The sequence below is a fragment of the Chitinophaga sp. HK235 genome (assembly GCF_018255755.1).
Lineage (GTDB): Bacteria > Bacteroidota > Bacteroidia > Chitinophagales > Chitinophagaceae > Chitinophaga.
In genome coordinates this window covers 4,266,348-4,282,477 of sequence record NZ_CP073766.1, presented here as the reverse complement: position 1 = coordinate 4,282,477, position 16,130 = coordinate 4,266,348, and the positions used below count along the sequence as shown (strand labels likewise).

Sequence of the window (16,130 nt, the reverse complement as noted above, 5' to 3'; positions counted from 1 at the left end):
ACATGTGTTGTCAACCCTTCGTTAAGTATGATAAAGAACAGTGCTGTTTGTACGCGTAATCAGCCATTACGGTATGGTTTCAAATATGCTTTCTGCCCTGGCGTAGCATCTCAGTCCGACGATGGTATTGCTTATCCCCACCTTTACTCTTTGTGCAGACCTGATGCTGGTAGATGTCAGTCAATCAGAGCCTAAGGCCCCGGCTATACCCATTTCCAGGCCCCGCAGTTCAGCCAGTCCGCGCAGGCGGCCGATGGCGCTGTATCCCGGATTGGTTTTTTTATGCAGGTCATCCAGCATCTGATGCCCATGATCCGGCCGCATAGGAATGGAAACATTGCGGCGTTTCATGGTGAGGAGGATGTTTTTTACCACGGCAAACATATCTACGTCGCCTTCCAGGTGGTTGGCTTCATGGAAGTTGCCTTGTGCATCACGCTGGGTGCTGCGCAGGTGGATGAAGTGGATATGATCACCCAGTCGTTCGATCATACCAGGCAGGTCGTTGTCGGCCCTTACGCCATAGGAACCGGTGCAGAAACACAGGCCATTGGCAGCATAAGGTGCAGCGATCAGCAGCTCCCGGGCATCCTGCTCCGTGCTCACGATACGGGGCAGCCCAAAAATCGGGAACGGAGGATCATCCGGATGGATGGCCAGTTTAACCCCTTCTTCTTCTGCTACCGGCGCTATCTGTTGCAGGAAATAGAACAGGTGCAGCTTCAGCTGGGTGGCATCAATACCTTTGTATTTGTCGAGTGCCGCCTGGAACTGCTCAAGTGTAAAACTTTCTTCAGAACCTGGCAGACCGGCAATGATATTTTTCTGTAACAGTTGTTTCTCTTCCGGTGTCATGCTGTCGAAACGTTCTTTCGCACGGGAGATCTCCTCTTCGGTATAATCTTTCTCCGCGTTGGGACGCTTCAGCATAAACAGGTCAAACACCATAAAGGCATCTTTCTCAAAACGCAGTGCTCTGGAGCCGTCGGCCACTTCGTAACTCAGATCGGTACGGGTCCAGTCCAGCACCGGCATAAAATTGTAGGTTACGATGTTGATACCACATGCAGCCAGGTTACGGATAGATTGCTGGTAATTGGCAATATACTCCCTGAACTGTCCGCTCTGCGTTTTAATATCTTCATGAACGGGAATGCTCTCCACTACAGACCAGGTAAGGCCTGCTGCTTCGATCAGCGCTTTACGTTGTGAAATTTCCTCTTTCGTCCACACTACTCCATTGGGAACATGGTGCAATGCTGTCACGATTCCGGTAGCGCCGGCCTGTTTTATATCAGACAGGCTTACCGGATCATTAGGTCCGAACCATCGCCATGTCTGTTCCATTCTCAGCATAATGCAATATTGGTTTTAGTAATATCCAAAACTTATGAATCAAACCCCAAAAATAGAATCTATCAGCAGATAATCAAAGTTTAAATATCAAAAGCTGATGACTCATCATATCAGTTACTCGATCAGTACGATCATCAGGTCCATCACATTGGTTTGTGTAGGCCCTGTAATCAGCAACCCGCCTGCTTTTGAGAAAAATGTCCAGGCATCGTGCTGTTGCAGGAATTGTTGCGCATCCAATTGCATTGCCGCCGCTTTTTGTAGCGTATGATTGTCTGCAATGGCTCCGGCTGCATCGGTAGGTCCGTCTGTTCCATCTGTACCTGCGCTCAACAGGGTGATGCCCTGCTGTCCGGCCAGGCTGATAGCCGCTGCCAGCGCCAGTTGCTGATTACGTCCTCCTTTGCCGCTGCCGGTGACATGAACGGTCGTTTCTCCGCCCATCAGCAGGCAACCGGGCCGTGGCCCATTGTATTGTATAGCTGCCTGTACCAGTGCTGCTGCTACCGTATGTGCTTCACCGGTAGTGGCAGAGGATAACAGCTGCGGATGATATCCCAGGCTGCGGGCCTTTTCTGCTGCGGCCTGCATGGCAATACGATTAGTGCCCACCAGATAGTTATGCACATGAGAGAAACCTTCGCCGCCGGGCTTGGGGGTATCGGGTATCCTACCCGCCACGCCACTGTCGAGGTGATGGCGCAGACTTGCCGGCACCTGAGGTAACAGCTCATATTTTTCCAGTATGGCCATGGTGTCCGCAAAAGTAGAAGGGTCGGGAACTGTAGGGCCCGAGCCGATCACACTCAGATCGTCGCCTACTACATCGCTTAATATCAGGGAGCATAACGTGGCCGGATATATTTTTTGTGCCAGCCTTCCCCCTTTGATTTGGGAGAGATGTTTGCGCACGATGTTGACATCATGGATCTCTGCTCCGCTGGCCAGCAATAGCTGAAACACTTGTTGTACATCTGCGAGGGAACAGCCTTCCGGCACATCGGCCAGCAGGGCAGAAGCGCCGCCAGATAACAATAGTATCACAAGATCGCCTTCTTTTGTACCGACTGCTATTTCCTGAAAACGTTGGGAGGCGGCTACACTCCGTGCATCCGGTACAGGATGTCCGGCCTCCAGCAGGTCAAGGTGCTGTAAAGGCAAACCATGGCCGTATTTAGTGACGACCAGTCCTTGCAGGGGAAAATGTGCTGACAGGAGCTGCTCCAGCTCCTTCGCCATCGCAGCGGAAGCCTTGCCGGCACCGAGTACGATCACACGGCCGCCAGGGGGCAATACATAATCATCTCCCGAAATAACAACGGTAGTAGCATCACGTACCGCTACATGTCTGCGTACCAGTTGAGTGGGATGCACAGCAGATACGGCATGCAGGAAAATGGTCTTTATGTCCCGGATGGCTGAAATGGTGATGTTGGTTTTTTGGGATGATGGACAATGAATAACAGTATAACAACGATTTTGTTGTATCGCTATTCACGGGCAGCTTGTTTACGCTGCCTTTTTTTCTCCATCTTGGCTTCGAGATGCTCTTTTTTGCGCATCTCCCAGTCATTCCATCTTTTATACTGGGTAGCAGTGAGCACGTCTTTAAACCGCTGGCTGCGTTCAGAGTCCAGGGCTTTCAGTTGCTGCATCCGCTCTTTTTTAGGAAGTTCTTTATTGGTATGGATCACATCAATGCGTCGGATAATGTCTTCATTGATGGCATAGATCTTCTGATATTGATCTCTGTTGAGGCCTACCTGTTTGGATATCTTATCACTGATTTTGTCTGCTCTGCCTTCCACTCCCCACCGGCCTCCCAGAGAGGTGCTGTCTTTGGTTTGCGCAGCAGTGGTCAGCTGGAAGCCTCCCAGGAGGCAACACAACAAAAGTGCCGTATAGAGTGAGAATATCTTCATAGTCAGCAAGTATTATATCAAATTTAGACAAACTTAATGGGTAAACCCTTTTCAAATTATCCCTTTTTCGTGTTAATGCAAAAACTTATTCGGCCCCGGAACCGCTACCACTCATAAAAAAAAGTGCTATTTGCTATCTCCCCGACTAATCATTTATTACATTTAAGCCGAGCAACTGAATCTAAATCGAAAAAACTGTTGTACATGAAAAGAGCTTTTGAGAAACCCGGGAGGGCTTTGCTATCCCGTGGCGTCGCCTATGCCCTGAACCGGCACCGCAGCAAGCTGCTGGTGTTCTCGTTACTGCTGGCTGGCTCCTATGCCCATGCACAGGAAACCTATCCTGTTAATGGAATTGCGGACCCTAAAGATGGTTGTTATGCATTTACCCATGCCACCATCATTAAAGATGCACAGACTACCCTGAGCAACGCCACACTGGTGGTACGTGATGGCAGAATTGTGGATGCCGGCCCCGCCGCCGTAATCCCTAAAGATGCGGTGGTAGTGGACTGTAAAGGAAAGTACATCTATCCTTCCTTTGTAGACATTTTCAGCAGCTATGGCCAGGCTGAAATTAAACGCACCGGCGGCTCCTGGAATGCAGCACCACAATTTCTTTCCAATACCAAAGGCGCCTATGGCTGGAACCAGGCTATCAGAAGTGAAATCAATGCAGTAGACCTCTTTGCTGTTGATGAAACTAAAGCAGCTACCCTCCGCGAGGCGGGCTTTGGTACAGTGGTATCGCAGCCAACAGACGGTGTGGCCCGTGGTACCGCTACGCTGGTGACCCTCGCCAATGGCAAGGAAAACAAAGTGATCATCAAAGAAAAAATAGCAGCCGGCTATTCTTTTGATAAAGGCAGTTCTACCCAGAACTACCCCAGCTCACAGATGGGTTATATCGCCCTGCTGCGCCAGACTTATCTTGACGCACAGTGGTATAAATCCCAGCCGGCTAAAGAAGGGGTTAACCTCAGTCTGCAGGCCTGGAATGCCAATCAGCAGCTGCCCTCCATCTTCGAGGTAAAAGATAAATGGGATGCCCTCCGTGCCGACAAAATCGGCGATGAATTCGGAGTCCAGTATATCATCAAAGCCGGTGGCAACGAATATCAGCGTATGCCTGAAATAGCCGCTACCAAAGCCACTTTTATCCTGCCGCTCAATTTCCCGGGAGCCATCGATATGGAAGATCCCAACGATGCCCGTTTTGTGTCACTCACCGATATGAAACACTGGGAAATGGCCCCTTCACAGCCCGCCGCTTTTGAAAAAGCGAATATCCCTTTCTGTCTGACTGCCGCTGACCTGAAAGATGTGAAGTCTTTCCTGGGCAGCGTACGCAAAGCCATCGAGTATGGCCTGAGTGAACAGAAAGCACTGGAAGCCCTCACCAAAACACCTGCCACTACTTTAAAAGTTTATGATAAAGTGGGAAGCCTGGAAGCAGGCAAACTGGCCAACTTCCTCATCACTTCCGGACCGGTGTTCAATGAAAATACGGTGCTGCTGCAAAACTGGGTGCAGGGCAATCGTTACCTGATCAAGTCAGACGCCTGGAACGATATCCGCGGTGTTTATACAATTAACCTGACACCTGGCAACAGCATTAAAATAGAAATAAAAGGTACACCTGCAGCGCCTGCAGTGGCTGTATTGCAGAAAGACACCGTTGCCGGCCGCATCGACATCAACAATAAGCTGGTGACCCTTTCGCTGCCGCTGGCAAAAAATGCCCGCAACAACATCCGGTTGAGTGGTCTGATCAGCGATAACGGCTGGTCCGGTACAGGCATTGATACCGCGGGTAGCGCCATCAGATGGAATGCTGTATTCGCCGGCACTGCACCTGCCAAAGCTGATTCTGCAAAGAAAAAAGCAGCAGTGGATATGGGCCCTATGTATTATCCATTCAGTGGATATGGCTGGGATAAACTGCCACAGCAACAAGACATCCTCATTAAAAACGCAACTGTCTGGACCAACGAAAAAGAAGGCAGGCTGGAAAATACCGACGTGCTGGTACGCAACGGCAAGATCGCTCAGATAGGTAAAAACCTGGCTGCTGGCAATGCCCGCGTGATTGACGGTACCGGCAAACACCTCTCTGCCGGTATCATCGATGAACACTCTCATATCGCTATTTCCAACGGTGTCAATGAAGGCTCTCAGGCGGTGACCGCAGAGGTACGTATCGGTGATGTACTGAATCCGGATGATGTGAATATCTACCGTCAGCTGAGCGGTGGTGTTACTGCCTCTCATCTATTGCATGGCAGTGCCAACCCGATCGGCGGACAGTCACAGCTCATCAAACTGCGCTGGGGCCAGAATGCAGAAGAATTAAAAGTAACTGGATGGGATCCTTTCATCAAATTTGCCCTGGGTGAAAACGTGAAGCAGTCCAACTGGGGGGATCGTAACACCGTTCGTTTCCCGCAGACCAGGATGGGGGTAGAGCAAGTATATGTAGATGCGTTTACCCGTGCCCGTGACTATGAAAAACAAGGTCCCGGCAAACGTCGTGATCTGGAACTGGACGCGCTGGCGGAAATTCTTAACGCCAAACGTTTCATCACCTGCCACTCTTATGTGCAGAGCGAAATCAACATGCTGATGCATGTGGCAGACAGCTTCCACTTCCGCGTAAATACCTTCACTCATATTCTGGAAGGCTACAAGGTGGCTGATAAAATGAAAGCACATGGCGCCGGTGCTGGTACCTTCGCTGACTGGTGGGCGTACAAAATGGAAGTACAGGACGCCATCCCGTATAATGCAGCCATCATGCATAAGGTAGGTGTGGTGACCGCCATCAACTCCGACGATGCGGAGATGGCACGTCGTCTTAACCAGGAAGCCGGCAAAATCGTGAAGTACGGCGGTGTACCTGAAGAAGAGGCCCTGAAAATGGTAACGCTCAACCCTGCGAAGCTGTTGCATGTAGACAGCCGTACAGGCAGCATCAAAGTAGGTAAGGATGCCGATCTGGTACTGTGGAGCGACCATCCGCTGAGCATCTACGCTAAAGCAGAAAAAACCATTGTAGACGGTATCGTGGAATTTGACCGCGATTACGATCTGCAGCTGCGTCAGCGTATTGCGGCAGAACGCAACAGACTGACACAGAAACTGCTGGGCGAAAAGAAAAAAGGCACTCCTATGCAGAAGGCTTCTTTTGCACCGGATGAAATGTACCATTGCGAAGACCTGCAGGGTGGCCACCAGGAAGGTCTGGGATTAACAACAGGTGCTGGGTTCTAAAAAAATAAAATCATGAAAAAAAGCATATATCTACTGGCCCTGGCTATTGGCGCACAAACTGCCTATGCACAGGAGACCATCTCCCCGGCAGGCCCGCAGGACAAGCCGGTATATCTTACCAACGCCGTGATCCATGTGGGTAACGGTCAGGTTATCGAAAACGGCACGATTGCTTTTGCCAAAGGTAAAATCACGGCGGTAGGCGCCAGCGTGCCTGCTGCAGCCAGCGACGCCACTGTGCTGGACATGAAAGGGCAACATGTTTATCCGGGTATCATCGCCCCGGAAACCAAACTAGGCCTGGTGGAATTTGAAAGCGTACGTGCCACCATCGATGCCAGGGAAGTGGGTGAAATCAATCCTTCCATCCGTTCCATCATCTCTTACAATACAGATTCCAAAGTGATCAACACCCTGCGGTCCAACGGTATCCTGCTGGCCCAGGTGACACCTGAAGGAGGTCTTATAAGTGGTACTTCTTCCGTTGTGCAACTCGATGCCTGGAACTGGGAAGATGCCGCCTACAAAACAGATAACGGCGTACACTTTTATATGCCTCGTCTGGTAAATGTCGGCTCTGGACGTGGTTTCCGCGGTCCTCAGCCCAGAGATCCGGTAAAAGAAGGTCTGGAGCAGATTGAAAAAGTGCGTATGTTTTTCCGCGAAGCAAAAGCTTATCAGCAGGAAAACAAACATACAGCCACTAATCTCCGTTATGAGGCCATGCGTAAGCTGTTCAACAGAGAACAGAAACTGTTCATCCACTGTGAACTGGTAAGGGAGATGCTGCTGGCGATTGATTTTGCGAAGGAGTTTAATGTAGAAGTGGTGATTGTTGGCGGAGCAGACTCCTGGCAGATTGCAGACCTGTTGAAACAAAACAACATCGCTGTAGTGCTTACACAGCCGCATAGTCTGCCTCTGATGCAGGACGATGATATCGACCAGCCTTATAAAACCGCTGCACAGCTGCAGAAAGCAGGTGTGTTGTACTGTCTGAGCAACGAAGGTTTCTGGCAGCAGCGCAACCTGGGCTTCGAAGCCGGTACTGCCAGCACTTTCGGACTGAGCAGGGAAGAAGCCTTGTCTGCTGTTACGCTGAATGCCGCCAAAATACTGGGAATCGATAAAATCACCGGTACTCTCGAAACTGGCAAGGATGCCAATATTGCGGTGAGTGCCGGCGATATGCTGGATATGAAGTCCAGTATCATCACCCGCGCTTATATCCAGGGCAGGGAAATCAACCTGGATAACAAACAGCATCAGCTGTATGAAAAATACCAGAAGAAGTACAACATCAAATAGTGGTTGTATATTAAGCAGAAAGCCCCGGACATGCTGATGTCCGGGGCTTTCTGCTTTTATGATAAGTTGTTTTAAACAGCTTTTACGAGGAAATAGTTTTTTCCTTTCTGCAACAGGATATATTTATCCCGGAGGAGAGAGCTGTTGTCGATAATCATGTCTATACCAGGCACTTTCACTTTGTTAACGCTTACACCGCCACCCTGTACGGTTTTGCGGGCTTCACCCTTGCTTGGGAAGATACCGGTTTCAGCGAGGAAACTTACGATATCCTTACCTGCTTCCAGATCGGTTTTGGGAATCTCATGCTGAGGTACACCTGCCATTACTTCCACGAGGTCTTCTTCAGACAGGGCAAGCAGTATCTGGGCGGTGTCTTTATTAAAAAGAATAGAAGACGCTTCTACCGCAAATTTGTAGTTGTCTTCCCCGTGAATGAAAGTAGTCACTTCCTGTGCCAGTCGTTTCTGTAACAGACGTTTTCCCGGGTCTTGTTTGTGTTCTTCGATCATGGCATCTACTTCTGCCTGTTCGAGGAAGGTGAATATTTTGATATAACTTTCTGCGTCTACGTCTGTAGTGCCAAGCCAGAACTGGTAAAAAGCGTAGGGGGAAGTACGTGTTGGGTCGAGCCAAACGGTGCCCTGTTCTGTTTTACCGAATTTGGTACCATCTGCTTTTTTGATCAGCGGGCAGGTGAAGGCAAAAGCCTGTCCCTGTGCCTTACGGCGGATCAGTTCTGTACCGGTCACGATATTGCCCCACTGGTCGGAGCCACCCATCTGCAGTTTACAGTTTTTGTTGGTATACAGATGATAGAAATCGTGTCCTTGTATGAGTTGATAAGTGAATTCAGTGAAAGACATCCCGTTGTCGCCTTCGATTCTTTTTTTCACGGAATCTTTGGCCATCATATAGTTGACGGTGATGTGTTTACCCGTATCGCGGATAAAGTCGAGGAAGGAAATGTGTTGAAACCAGTCGTAGTTATTCACCATTTCCGCCGCATTAGGTTTGGCAGGATCGAAGTCGAGGAAGCGTTCCAGCTGTTTACGGATACCGTTTACGTTGCGCTGAAGGGTTTCGTCATCGAGCATTTTCCTTTCTTCTGCCTTGAAAGAGGGGTCGCCTACCATACCGGTAGCACCGCCTACCAACGCCAGAGGTTTGTGTCCTGCCTTTTGCAGATGCACCAGCAGCAGGATAGGTACGAGGCTACCGATGTGCAGCGATTCTGCAGTAGGGTCAAAACCAATATAAGCAGTGGTCATTTCCTTTTGCAGTTGCTCTTCAGTGCCAGGCATCATATCCTGTAGCATACCCCGCCAGCGTAGTTCTTCTATCAGATTCATGATTCAATAACAATTTTTGCAAACCTACACAAAATTGTCTGAACAGGGGGAGAGAAGCTGATTTTTCGGTGCGTTGCAGAAATGCTGTATTTTTAAATCTGACTCACTGCCAGCGGATGACAGTACGGTTTATTCACTAGGTTATACATTACCTCCAAACCTAATTTATTATGAGAAAACTATTGTTTCTGATGGCGGCATTGCTGATGGCCGCCTCATCATGGGCACAGGACTGTGCCGGGTATTACTATCTGCTGAACAATGCGGAGGTGGAAATGACCGTATATGATGCTAAAGGCACTGCCAGTGGAAAAACGATCTACAAAGTAAGCAATGTGCATAAAGAGGCTACTGGTACTGTTTCTGATTTTACTGCCACCATATACGATAAAAGCAACAGGATGCTCACCACCAGTGAAGGCCGCTTCAAATGCAGTGGCGACGGGGTGGCCGTAGACATGAAAGTGGGCATGCCTTCCATGTCCCAGTTGAAAGACCTGAAGATGGAAGCCAAAACAACCAACGCCTTCCTGGATTATCCGGCCAGTATGCACATCGGGCAGGAGTTGAAAGGCGGTGCATTTGAAATGGCAGGTAATGTCAGCGGAATGGATGTCAGTGTTAATTATGCTATTACCAACCGCAAAGTGGCAGGCAAGGAAAAAATCACCACACCGGCCGGTAGCTGGGACTGCTATAAAATCTCCTACGACCTGGCTTTTAAAATGCAGATGATGGGCACCGGTGTACCCATGAAACTCAATGCTGTGGAGTGGTTTGCTCCGGGATTTGGGGTAGTGAAGACATTGTCATATATGGATGGCAAGGAGGCAGGAGGGACGCTGATTACGGGATTTAAGAAATAAAGAGAAAGGGCCATGCAACTTGCATGGCCCTTTCTCTTATGATATCTTTTTACATCCGCCTGAGGCATTTGTTGAGGCTGTCTCTCCAATATGGAACATGGATGCCGAATGTTTCTTTGATTTTTTCCTTGTTCAACACGCTGTAGGCAGGCCTTGCAGCGGCTGTCTGGTATTTGTCGGAAGTAACCGGTAATATGGTAGTGGTGGCCGCGGTGAGTTCCTTGATGGTAACAGCAAAATCGTACCAGCTGGTAACACCTTCGTTGCTGTAGTGATATACGCCGCCGGTGGCCGCATCCGGGTTGCCGGCTTTGTACTGCAGAATGTCCAGCAGTGCAGTAGCCAGGTCGCCCGCATAGGTGGGGGTGCCTGTCTGATCGAATACTACGCTCAGCTCCTGTTTTTCCCGCATCAGTTCCTGCATGCGTTTAAGGAAGTTGACCGCATATTCAGAGTACAGCCAGGAAGTACGTACCACGATGGTATCCGGATTATAGCCCAGGGCGGCAGCTTCTCCACGCAGTTTGGATGAACCGTAGATACTCTGCGGATCTGTTTCATCATCTTCCCGGTAGGGAACATTCTGTTTACCACTGAAGACATAGTCAGTGGATATATGGATCAGCTGAGTGCGGTGTTCGGCACAGATTTCGGCGAGTAACAGCACTGCCTGGAAATTAAGCAGGAAAGCTTTTTCCTCTTCGGATTCTGCTTTGTCTACTGCCGTATAGGCGGCACAGTTAATACAGGCATCTGGCTGGTTGGCGCTGAAGTAGGCAGACAGAGCATCTGCATCGGTAACATCCAGTTCAGTTGCATCCAGAAATATCAGGTTGAACTGAGGATAAGCGGTGGCCGCTTTTTTCAGCGACTGACCTAACTGGCCGTGGCCGCCGGTAACAAGAATATTTTTCATAACAATAATCAGCTGTTAAAACACAAAGTTGTGGCTAATATCTGTCAGTCTGGGTAATGCCAGGTCTTTATCAGAAATGATCGCATTGTTCAGTTCTATGCCCCAGTCAATGTTCAGGTCCGGGTCATTATAAATGATCCCACCTTCACTGCCTTTATGATAGAAGTTGTCGCACTTGTACATCACCTCAGCAGTTTCGCTGATCACCGCATAACCATGGGCAAACCCTTTGGGTACCAGCAGTTGGAGTTTGTTTTCTGCACTTAATTCGATCGTGAAGGACTTGCCATAGGTGGGAGAACCTTTCCGGATGTCCACTACGGCGTCAATGATTTTTCCTTCCAGTACTCTCACCAGTTTGGTCTGGGCATAGGGTTCCAGCTGATAATGCAAACCCCTTAATACGCCGTAGGTAGAACGTGCCTGATTATCCTGGATAAATGTGTATTCAATGCCGGCATCACGGAAAGTATTAGCGTTGTAACTCTCGAAAAAATATCCGCGACTATCTCCGAATACTTTAGGCTCGTATACTAACAGTCCGGGTAAACCTGTTTCTGAAAAGGACATGTTTAAAATAATTACGAATTACGGATAACGGATAAGGAATATGGTGATTCAGTATCCGTTATCCATAAATTATCTTTTTTGGTATTGCTCCTGGTAATATTTCTGATAATCTCCGCTGGTGACATGTTGCAGCCATTCTTCATTGGTCAGGTACCAGTCTACTGTTTTTTCCAGTCCTTCTTCAAACTGGAGAGAAGGCTCCCAGCCCAGTTCCTTGTTCAGCTTGGTGGCATCGATGGCATAGCGCAAATCGTGTCCGGCGCGGTCTTTTACAAAAGTGATCAGCTGGGCAGAGGTCCCCTCGGGACGTCCCAGCTTTTTGTCCATGATACGGCACAGCAGCTGGATCAGGTCAATATTTTTCCATTCGTTGAAGCCGCCGATATTGTATGTTTCACCGATCCTGCCACGATGGAAAATGGTATCAATGGCGCGGGCATGATCATTTACGTATAGCCAGTCACGTACGTTTTCACCTTTACCGTATACTGGAACAGGCTTGTTGTTTTTGATATTATGGATGGCCAGCGGTATCAATTTCTCCGGGAAATGGTGGGAACCATAGTTGTTGGAGCAATTGGAAATAATGGCCGGAAGGTGATACGTATGATAATACGCCATCACAAAATGGTCTGAACTGGCTTTTGATGCGGAATACGGAGACCGTGGATCGTACGGGGTGGTTTCATGGAAGAAACCTTCCGCTCCCAGAGAGCCGTATACCTCATCAGTAGATACATGGTAAAACAGCTTGTCATCATAACTGTCTTTCCAGTATTTACGGGCGGTGTTCAACAGTACAGCCGTTCCCAGCACATTGGTTTTGATAAAAGCCAGCGGGTCCATGATGGAGCGGTCTACATGGCTTTCTGCTGCCAGGTGGATCACTCCATCAAACTGGTACTTCCCGAAAAGCTGATCGATGAAGGCCTCATCTGTAATGTCTCCTTTTTCGAAGATATAATTGGGCAGGTCTCTTACATCTGACAGGTTTTCCAGGTTACCGGCGTAGGTAAGGGCATCCAGGTTTACAATCTGGTAGTCAGGGTATTTGGTAACAAACAACCGTACCACATGTGAACCAATAAATCCTGCTCCGCCTGTAATAAGTAGTTTCCGCTTCATGAAATTATTTCAGTGCTTGTTTAAAATAGTCGTAGGTGATTTTTAAACCTTCCTTCCTGCTCACTTTCGGCTCCCATCCCAGCAGGGTACGGGCTTTGGTGATATCGGGCTGCCGTTGTTTAGGATCATCCTTAGGCAACGGATGGTATACGATTTTTTGTTTGGACTCAGTCAGCGCGATGATTTCTTCTGCAAACTGATTGAGCGTGATCTCTTCCGGATTACCGATGTTCACTGGCAGGTGATAGTCACTCAGCAGCAGACGGTAGATACCTTCTATCAGATCATCTACATAACAGAAGGAGCGGGTTTGTTTGCCATCTCCGAAAACTGTCAGGTCTTGTCCACTCAGTGCCTGGCTCATAAATGCCGGTAATGCGCGGCCATCATTGAGGCGCATCCGCGGGCCGTAAGTGTTAAAGATACGTACGATCCTGGTTTCTACGCCATGGAAGTTATGATAAGCCATGGTAATGGATTCCAGGAACCGCTTGGCCTCATCATATACACCACGTGGTCCTACAGGGTTTACATTGCCCCAGTATTCTTCTGTCTGTGGGTGTACAGCAGGGTCGCCATATACTTCAGAAGTAGATGCTACCAGTATACGGGCTTTCTTTTCCTTGGCCAGGCCCAGCAGGTTATGCGTGCCGAGCGAACCCACTTTCAGGGTCTGTATCGGCATTTTGAGATAATCTATCGGACTGGCAGGAGAAGCAAAGTTGAGGATGTAATCCAGTTTACCCGGAACATGGATAAACTTGGTCACATCATGATGATAGTATTCAAAATCCTGTAAGGGAAACAGGTGTTCAATATTTTTGATATTCCCGGTAAGCAGGTTGTCCATGGCTATCACATGAAAACCTTCTTTGATAAAGCGATCGCACAGATGCGAGCCCAGGAAACCGGCAGCACCGGCTATCAGGATTCTCTTTTTTTCCATGTATTCAAGGTATGTGGTGATGGTTAAGCAATAGTGACACGGCCTACACTCTCATAGTGATATCCCATCTCCTTCATACGTGACACTTCAAACAGATTGCGGCCGTCAAAGATAACTTTGTTCTTCAGAGAAGCAGATATTTTATGGAAATCCGGCGTTCTGAAAACGCTCCATTCGGTAGCGATGATCAGCGCATCGGCGTGGTCCAGGGATGTATACTGGTGTTCGGCGTACTGTACTTTATCACCGATCAGCTGTTTTACGTTTTCCATGGCTTCAGGATCAAATACAGTAACGGTGGCGCCGGCAGCTACCAGGGCATCGATGATGTACAATGCCGGAGCTTCCCGGATGTCGTCTGTATTGGGTTTGAAAGCCAGGCCCCACAGCGCAAAATGTTTGCCTTTGAGGTCACCGTTAAAATAAGCTTTGATCTTAGGGACAAGGAACAGCTTCTGCCGTTCGTTCACATCCATCACAGCATTCAGTATCTTAAAATCGTATGCCACATCCTGGGAAGATTTTACCAGGGCCTGTACATCTTTAGGGAAACAACTGCCGCCATAGCCGATACCGGGAAACAGGAATCGTTTGCCGATACGATCGTCGCTGCCGATACCCCGGCGGACCATGTCTACGTCTGCACCTAGTTTTTCACAGAGCACAGCGATTTCGTTCATGAACGAAATTTTGGTAGCGAGGAAAGAGTTAGCAGCGTATTTGGTCAGCTCTGCGGACTTCTCGTCCATGTATATGATCGGGTTACCCTGTCTTACAAAAGGAGCATACAGTTCGCCCATGATCTTACGGGCTCTTTCAGAATTAGTGCCTATCACTACGCGGTCGGGCTTCATAAAGTCGTCTACTGCTACGCCTTCCCGTAAAAACTCAGGGTTAGACACCACGTCGAACTCCGTTTTACAGTTTTGAGCGATGGCAGCGATGACCTTTTCTGCTGTACCCACCGGTACGGTGCTTTTGTCTACGATTACCTTATAGTCTGTCAGCAGTTTACCCAGTTGGTCCGCTACTTTCAATATAAAAGAGAGATCGGCAGCACCATCCGCACCAGGAGGTGTAGGCAGGGCGAGGAATATCACTTCCGCCTCGCGGATACCTTCTTCCAGGCTGGTGGTGAAAAACAGACGTTCTTCCTTGAGGTTACGTTCAAACAGCTTCTCCAGTCCGGGTTCATAGATAGTAACCTGACCGGAAGACAGTTTTTTTACTTTGTTGGCATCGATATCTACGCAGGTAACTTCATTGCCTGTTTCTGCAAAACAGGTACCGGTTACCAGTCCTACATAACCAGTGCCTACTACTGTAATCTTCATGCTGGGGGATTGTTTAGAAATGATTTGACAGAGTGAATAATGTGATCTAACTGATCTTTGTCCATTTCAGTGTGTATCGGCAAGGAAATCACCGTTGAGGTGAGACTATCGGTTACGGGTAATTCAAAGGTAGCACCACCAAATTGCTCGAACATTTTCTGACGGTGGGCTGGTACTGGATAGTATATCATGGCCGGCACCTGTTTTTCCTGCAGGTACTGCTGTAGTTTATATCTGTCGGCACCATGCAGCTGCATAGTGTACTGATGGAACACATGGTAGCTGTTGGCCGCACGGAAAGGTGTAGTGATCTGCGGCATATCAGCAAAAGCGGCATCATAGGCGTCTGCAACGGCACGACGGGCTACGATATACTCGTCGAGCAACGGAAGTTTGATCCTTAATACAGCTGCCTGCACGGAGTCGAGACGGGAATTAACACCCACTACATCGTGATAATAACGGGCAGACTGGCCGTGGTTGGCTACCATCCTGATTTTTGCCGCCAGGGCGTCGTCGTTGGTAAACAATGCGCCACCGTCGCCATAACATCCCAGGTTTTTGGAAGGGAAGAAGGAAGTACAGCCAATATGGCCGATAGCACCCGCTTTCTTCACACTGCCATCCGCAAAGGTATAGTTGGCGCCGATAGCCTGTGCGTTGTCTTCAATTACATACAGGTTATGTTTGGCGGCAACGGCCATCAGCGGCTCCATATCTGCCACATGACCGTAAAGGTGTACCGGAACGATCGCCTTGGTTTTAGGGGTGATGGCTTTTTCCACAGCAGCCACGTCGAGGCAGTAGGTCTTAGGATCAATATCCACAAAAACAGGTTTCAGCCTTAACAGCGCTATCACTTCTGCGGTAGCAATAAAAGTGAATGAAGGGGTAATCACTTCATCACCAGGCTGCAGGTCCAGTGCCATCATGGCTATCTGTAAAGCATCGGTGCCATTGGCGCAGGGTATCACATGCTTGATGTCCAGGTATTGCTGCAGCTCGTCCGCAAATTTTTGCACCGCTCCACCATTAATGAAAGCAGTACTCTCCAGCACTTCCTGAATGGCAGCATCCACCTGCGGTTTAATCTTCGTATACTGGCGTTTCAAGTCCACCATCTGAATAGGCACCATATGATATGTATATTTTTATTTTGTTTAAA

13 protein-coding genes are annotated in these 16,130 nt (G+C 48.8%); 3 read left to right on the top strand and 10 right to left on the bottom strand.

What is annotated here, in order from left to right; translation table 11 throughout:
* Positions 1 to 180: 180 nt before the first annotated feature.
* The 3 genes from uxuA to KD145_RS15610 all read right to left on the bottom strand — a co-directional run bounded on the left by uxuA (position 181) and on the right by KD145_RS15610 (position 3,278).
* Positions 181 to 1,356, bottom strand: coding sequence for a mannonate dehydratase (uxuA, locus tag KD145_RS15620; RefSeq protein ID WP_211999769.1), 1,176 nt, complete (start codon positions 1,354 to 1,356; stop codon positions 181 to 183).
* A gap of 114 nt (positions 1,357 to 1,470) precedes the next feature.
* Positions 1,471 to 2,754, bottom strand: coding sequence for a glycerate kinase (locus tag KD145_RS15615; protein ID WP_256441314.1), 1,284 nt, complete (start codon positions 2,752 to 2,754; stop codon positions 1,471 to 1,473).
* 92 nt (positions 2,755 to 2,846) lie between these two features.
* Positions 2,847 to 3,278, bottom strand: a complete 432-nt coding sequence (locus KD145_RS15610) for a hypothetical protein (protein ID WP_211999766.1) — start codon at positions 3,276 to 3,278, stop codon at positions 2,847 to 2,849.
* A gap of 204 nt (positions 3,279 to 3,482) precedes the next feature.
* Between KD145_RS15610 and KD145_RS15605 the strand changes: the two genes are divergently transcribed.
* Entirely contained in the window at positions 3,483 to 6,548 is a 3,066-nt protein-coding gene (locus tag KD145_RS15605; protein ID WP_211999764.1) for an amidohydrolase family protein, read from the top strand.
* 12 nt (positions 6,549 to 6,560) lie between these two features.
* The gene (locus KD145_RS15600; RefSeq protein ID WP_211999762.1) at positions 6,561 to 7,856 is read left to right on the top strand and encodes an amidohydrolase family protein; all 1,296 of its coding nucleotides are present in this window, start codon (positions 6,561 to 6,563) and stop codon (positions 7,854 to 7,856) included.
* A 71-nt stretch (positions 7,857 to 7,927) separates the two neighbouring features.
* Here the strand turns inward: KD145_RS15600 and tyrS are convergent, their stop codons facing one another.
* Positions 7,928 to 9,208: a tyrosine--tRNA ligase gene (gene tyrS, locus KD145_RS15595; RefSeq protein ID WP_211999760.1), complete on the bottom strand. Its 1,281-nt coding sequence runs from the start codon at positions 9,206 to 9,208 to the stop codon at positions 7,928 to 7,930.
* A gap of 170 nt (positions 9,209 to 9,378) precedes the next feature.
* On the opposite strand from tyrS, the gene KD145_RS15590 reads away from it, so the two are divergent.
* Positions 9,379 to 10,074 (top strand): hypothetical protein, encoded by a 696-nt coding sequence (locus KD145_RS15590; protein WP_211999758.1) that lies wholly within the window; start codon positions 9,379 to 9,381, stop codon positions 10,072 to 10,074.
* A gap of 49 nt (positions 10,075 to 10,123) precedes the next feature.
* On the opposite strand, the gene rfbD is transcribed toward KD145_RS15590, so the two are convergent.
* From rfbD to KD145_RS15560, 6 genes are all read right to left on the bottom strand, one after another.
* Positions 10,124 to 10,990 carry a dTDP-4-dehydrorhamnose reductase gene (gene rfbD / locus KD145_RS15585; RefSeq protein WP_211999757.1) on the bottom strand — a complete coding sequence of 289 codons (867 nt, stop codon included), beginning with the start codon at positions 10,988 to 10,990 and terminating at the stop codon, positions 10,124 to 10,126.
* Between the two features lie 15 nt (positions 10,991 to 11,005).
* Positions 11,006 to 11,560, bottom strand: coding sequence for a dTDP-4-dehydrorhamnose 3,5-epimerase (gene rfbC, locus KD145_RS15580; RefSeq protein WP_211999755.1), 555 nt, complete (start codon positions 11,558 to 11,560; stop codon positions 11,006 to 11,008).
* Positions 11,561 to 11,629: 69 nt separating this feature from the next.
* The gene (rfbB, locus tag KD145_RS15575) at positions 11,630 to 12,685 is read right to left on the bottom strand and encodes a dTDP-glucose 4,6-dehydratase (RefSeq protein WP_211999753.1); all 1,056 of its coding nucleotides are present in this window, start codon (positions 12,683 to 12,685) and stop codon (positions 11,630 to 11,632) included.
* A 4-nt stretch (positions 12,686 to 12,689) separates the two neighbouring features.
* Positions 12,690 to 13,631, bottom strand: coding sequence for a UDP-glucuronic acid decarboxylase family protein (locus tag KD145_RS15570; protein WP_211999741.1), 942 nt, complete (start codon positions 13,629 to 13,631; stop codon positions 12,690 to 12,692).
* A 23-nt stretch (positions 13,632 to 13,654) separates the two neighbouring features.
* The gene (locus tag KD145_RS15565; RefSeq protein WP_211999739.1) at positions 13,655 to 14,965 is read right to left on the bottom strand and encodes a UDP-glucose/GDP-mannose dehydrogenase family protein; all 1,311 of its coding nucleotides are present in this window, start codon (positions 14,963 to 14,965) and stop codon (positions 13,655 to 13,657) included.
* Positions 14,962 to 16,101 (bottom strand): DegT/DnrJ/EryC1/StrS aminotransferase family protein, encoded by a 1,140-nt coding sequence (locus KD145_RS15560; RefSeq protein ID WP_211999737.1) that lies wholly within the window; start codon positions 16,099 to 16,101, stop codon positions 14,962 to 14,964. The genes KD145_RS15565 and KD145_RS15560 overlap by 4 nt, the downstream gene beginning before the upstream one ends.
* Between the last annotated feature and the right edge of the window lie 29 nt (positions 16,102 to 16,130).

Coding starts and splice junctions, on each gene's coding strand:
- rfbB (WP_211999753.1), bottom strand. CDS start 12,685: ATGAAGCGGAAACTACTTATTACAGGCGGAGCAGGATTTATTGGTTCA.
- tyrS (WP_211999760.1), bottom strand. CDS start 9,208: ATGAATCTGATAGAAGAACTACGCTGGCGGGGTATGCTACAGGATATG.
- KD145_RS15590 (WP_211999758.1), top strand. CDS start 9,379: ATGAGAAAACTATTGTTTCTGATGGCGGCATTGCTGATGGCCGCCTCA.
- KD145_RS15565 (WP_211999739.1), bottom strand. CDS start 14,965: ATGAAGATTACAGTAGTAGGCACTGGTTATGTAGGACTGGTAACCGGT.
- rfbD (WP_211999757.1), bottom strand. CDS start 10,990: ATGAAAAATATTCTTGTTACCGGCGGCCACGGCCAGTTAGGTCAGTCG.
- KD145_RS15560 (WP_211999737.1), bottom strand. CDS start 16,101: ATGGTGCCTATTCAGATGGTGGACTTGAAACGCCAGTATACGAAGATT.
- KD145_RS15610 (WP_211999766.1), bottom strand. CDS start 3,278: ATGAAGATATTCTCACTCTATACGGCACTTTTGTTGTGTTGCCTCCTG.
- KD145_RS15570 (WP_211999741.1), bottom strand. CDS start 13,631: ATGGAAAAAAAGAGAATCCTGATAGCCGGTGCTGCCGGTTTCCTGGGC.
- rfbC (WP_211999755.1), bottom strand. CDS start 11,560: ATGTCCTTTTCAGAAACAGGTTTACCCGGACTGTTAGTATACGAGCCT.
- KD145_RS15605 (WP_211999764.1), top strand. CDS start 3,483: ATGAAAAGAGCTTTTGAGAAACCCGGGAGGGCTTTGCTATCCCGTGGC.
- uxuA (WP_211999769.1), bottom strand. CDS start 1,356: ATGCTGAGAATGGAACAGACATGGCGATGGTTCGGACCTAATGATCCG.
- KD145_RS15600 (WP_211999762.1), top strand. CDS start 6,561: ATGAAAAAAAGCATATATCTACTGGCCCTGGCTATTGGCGCACAAACT.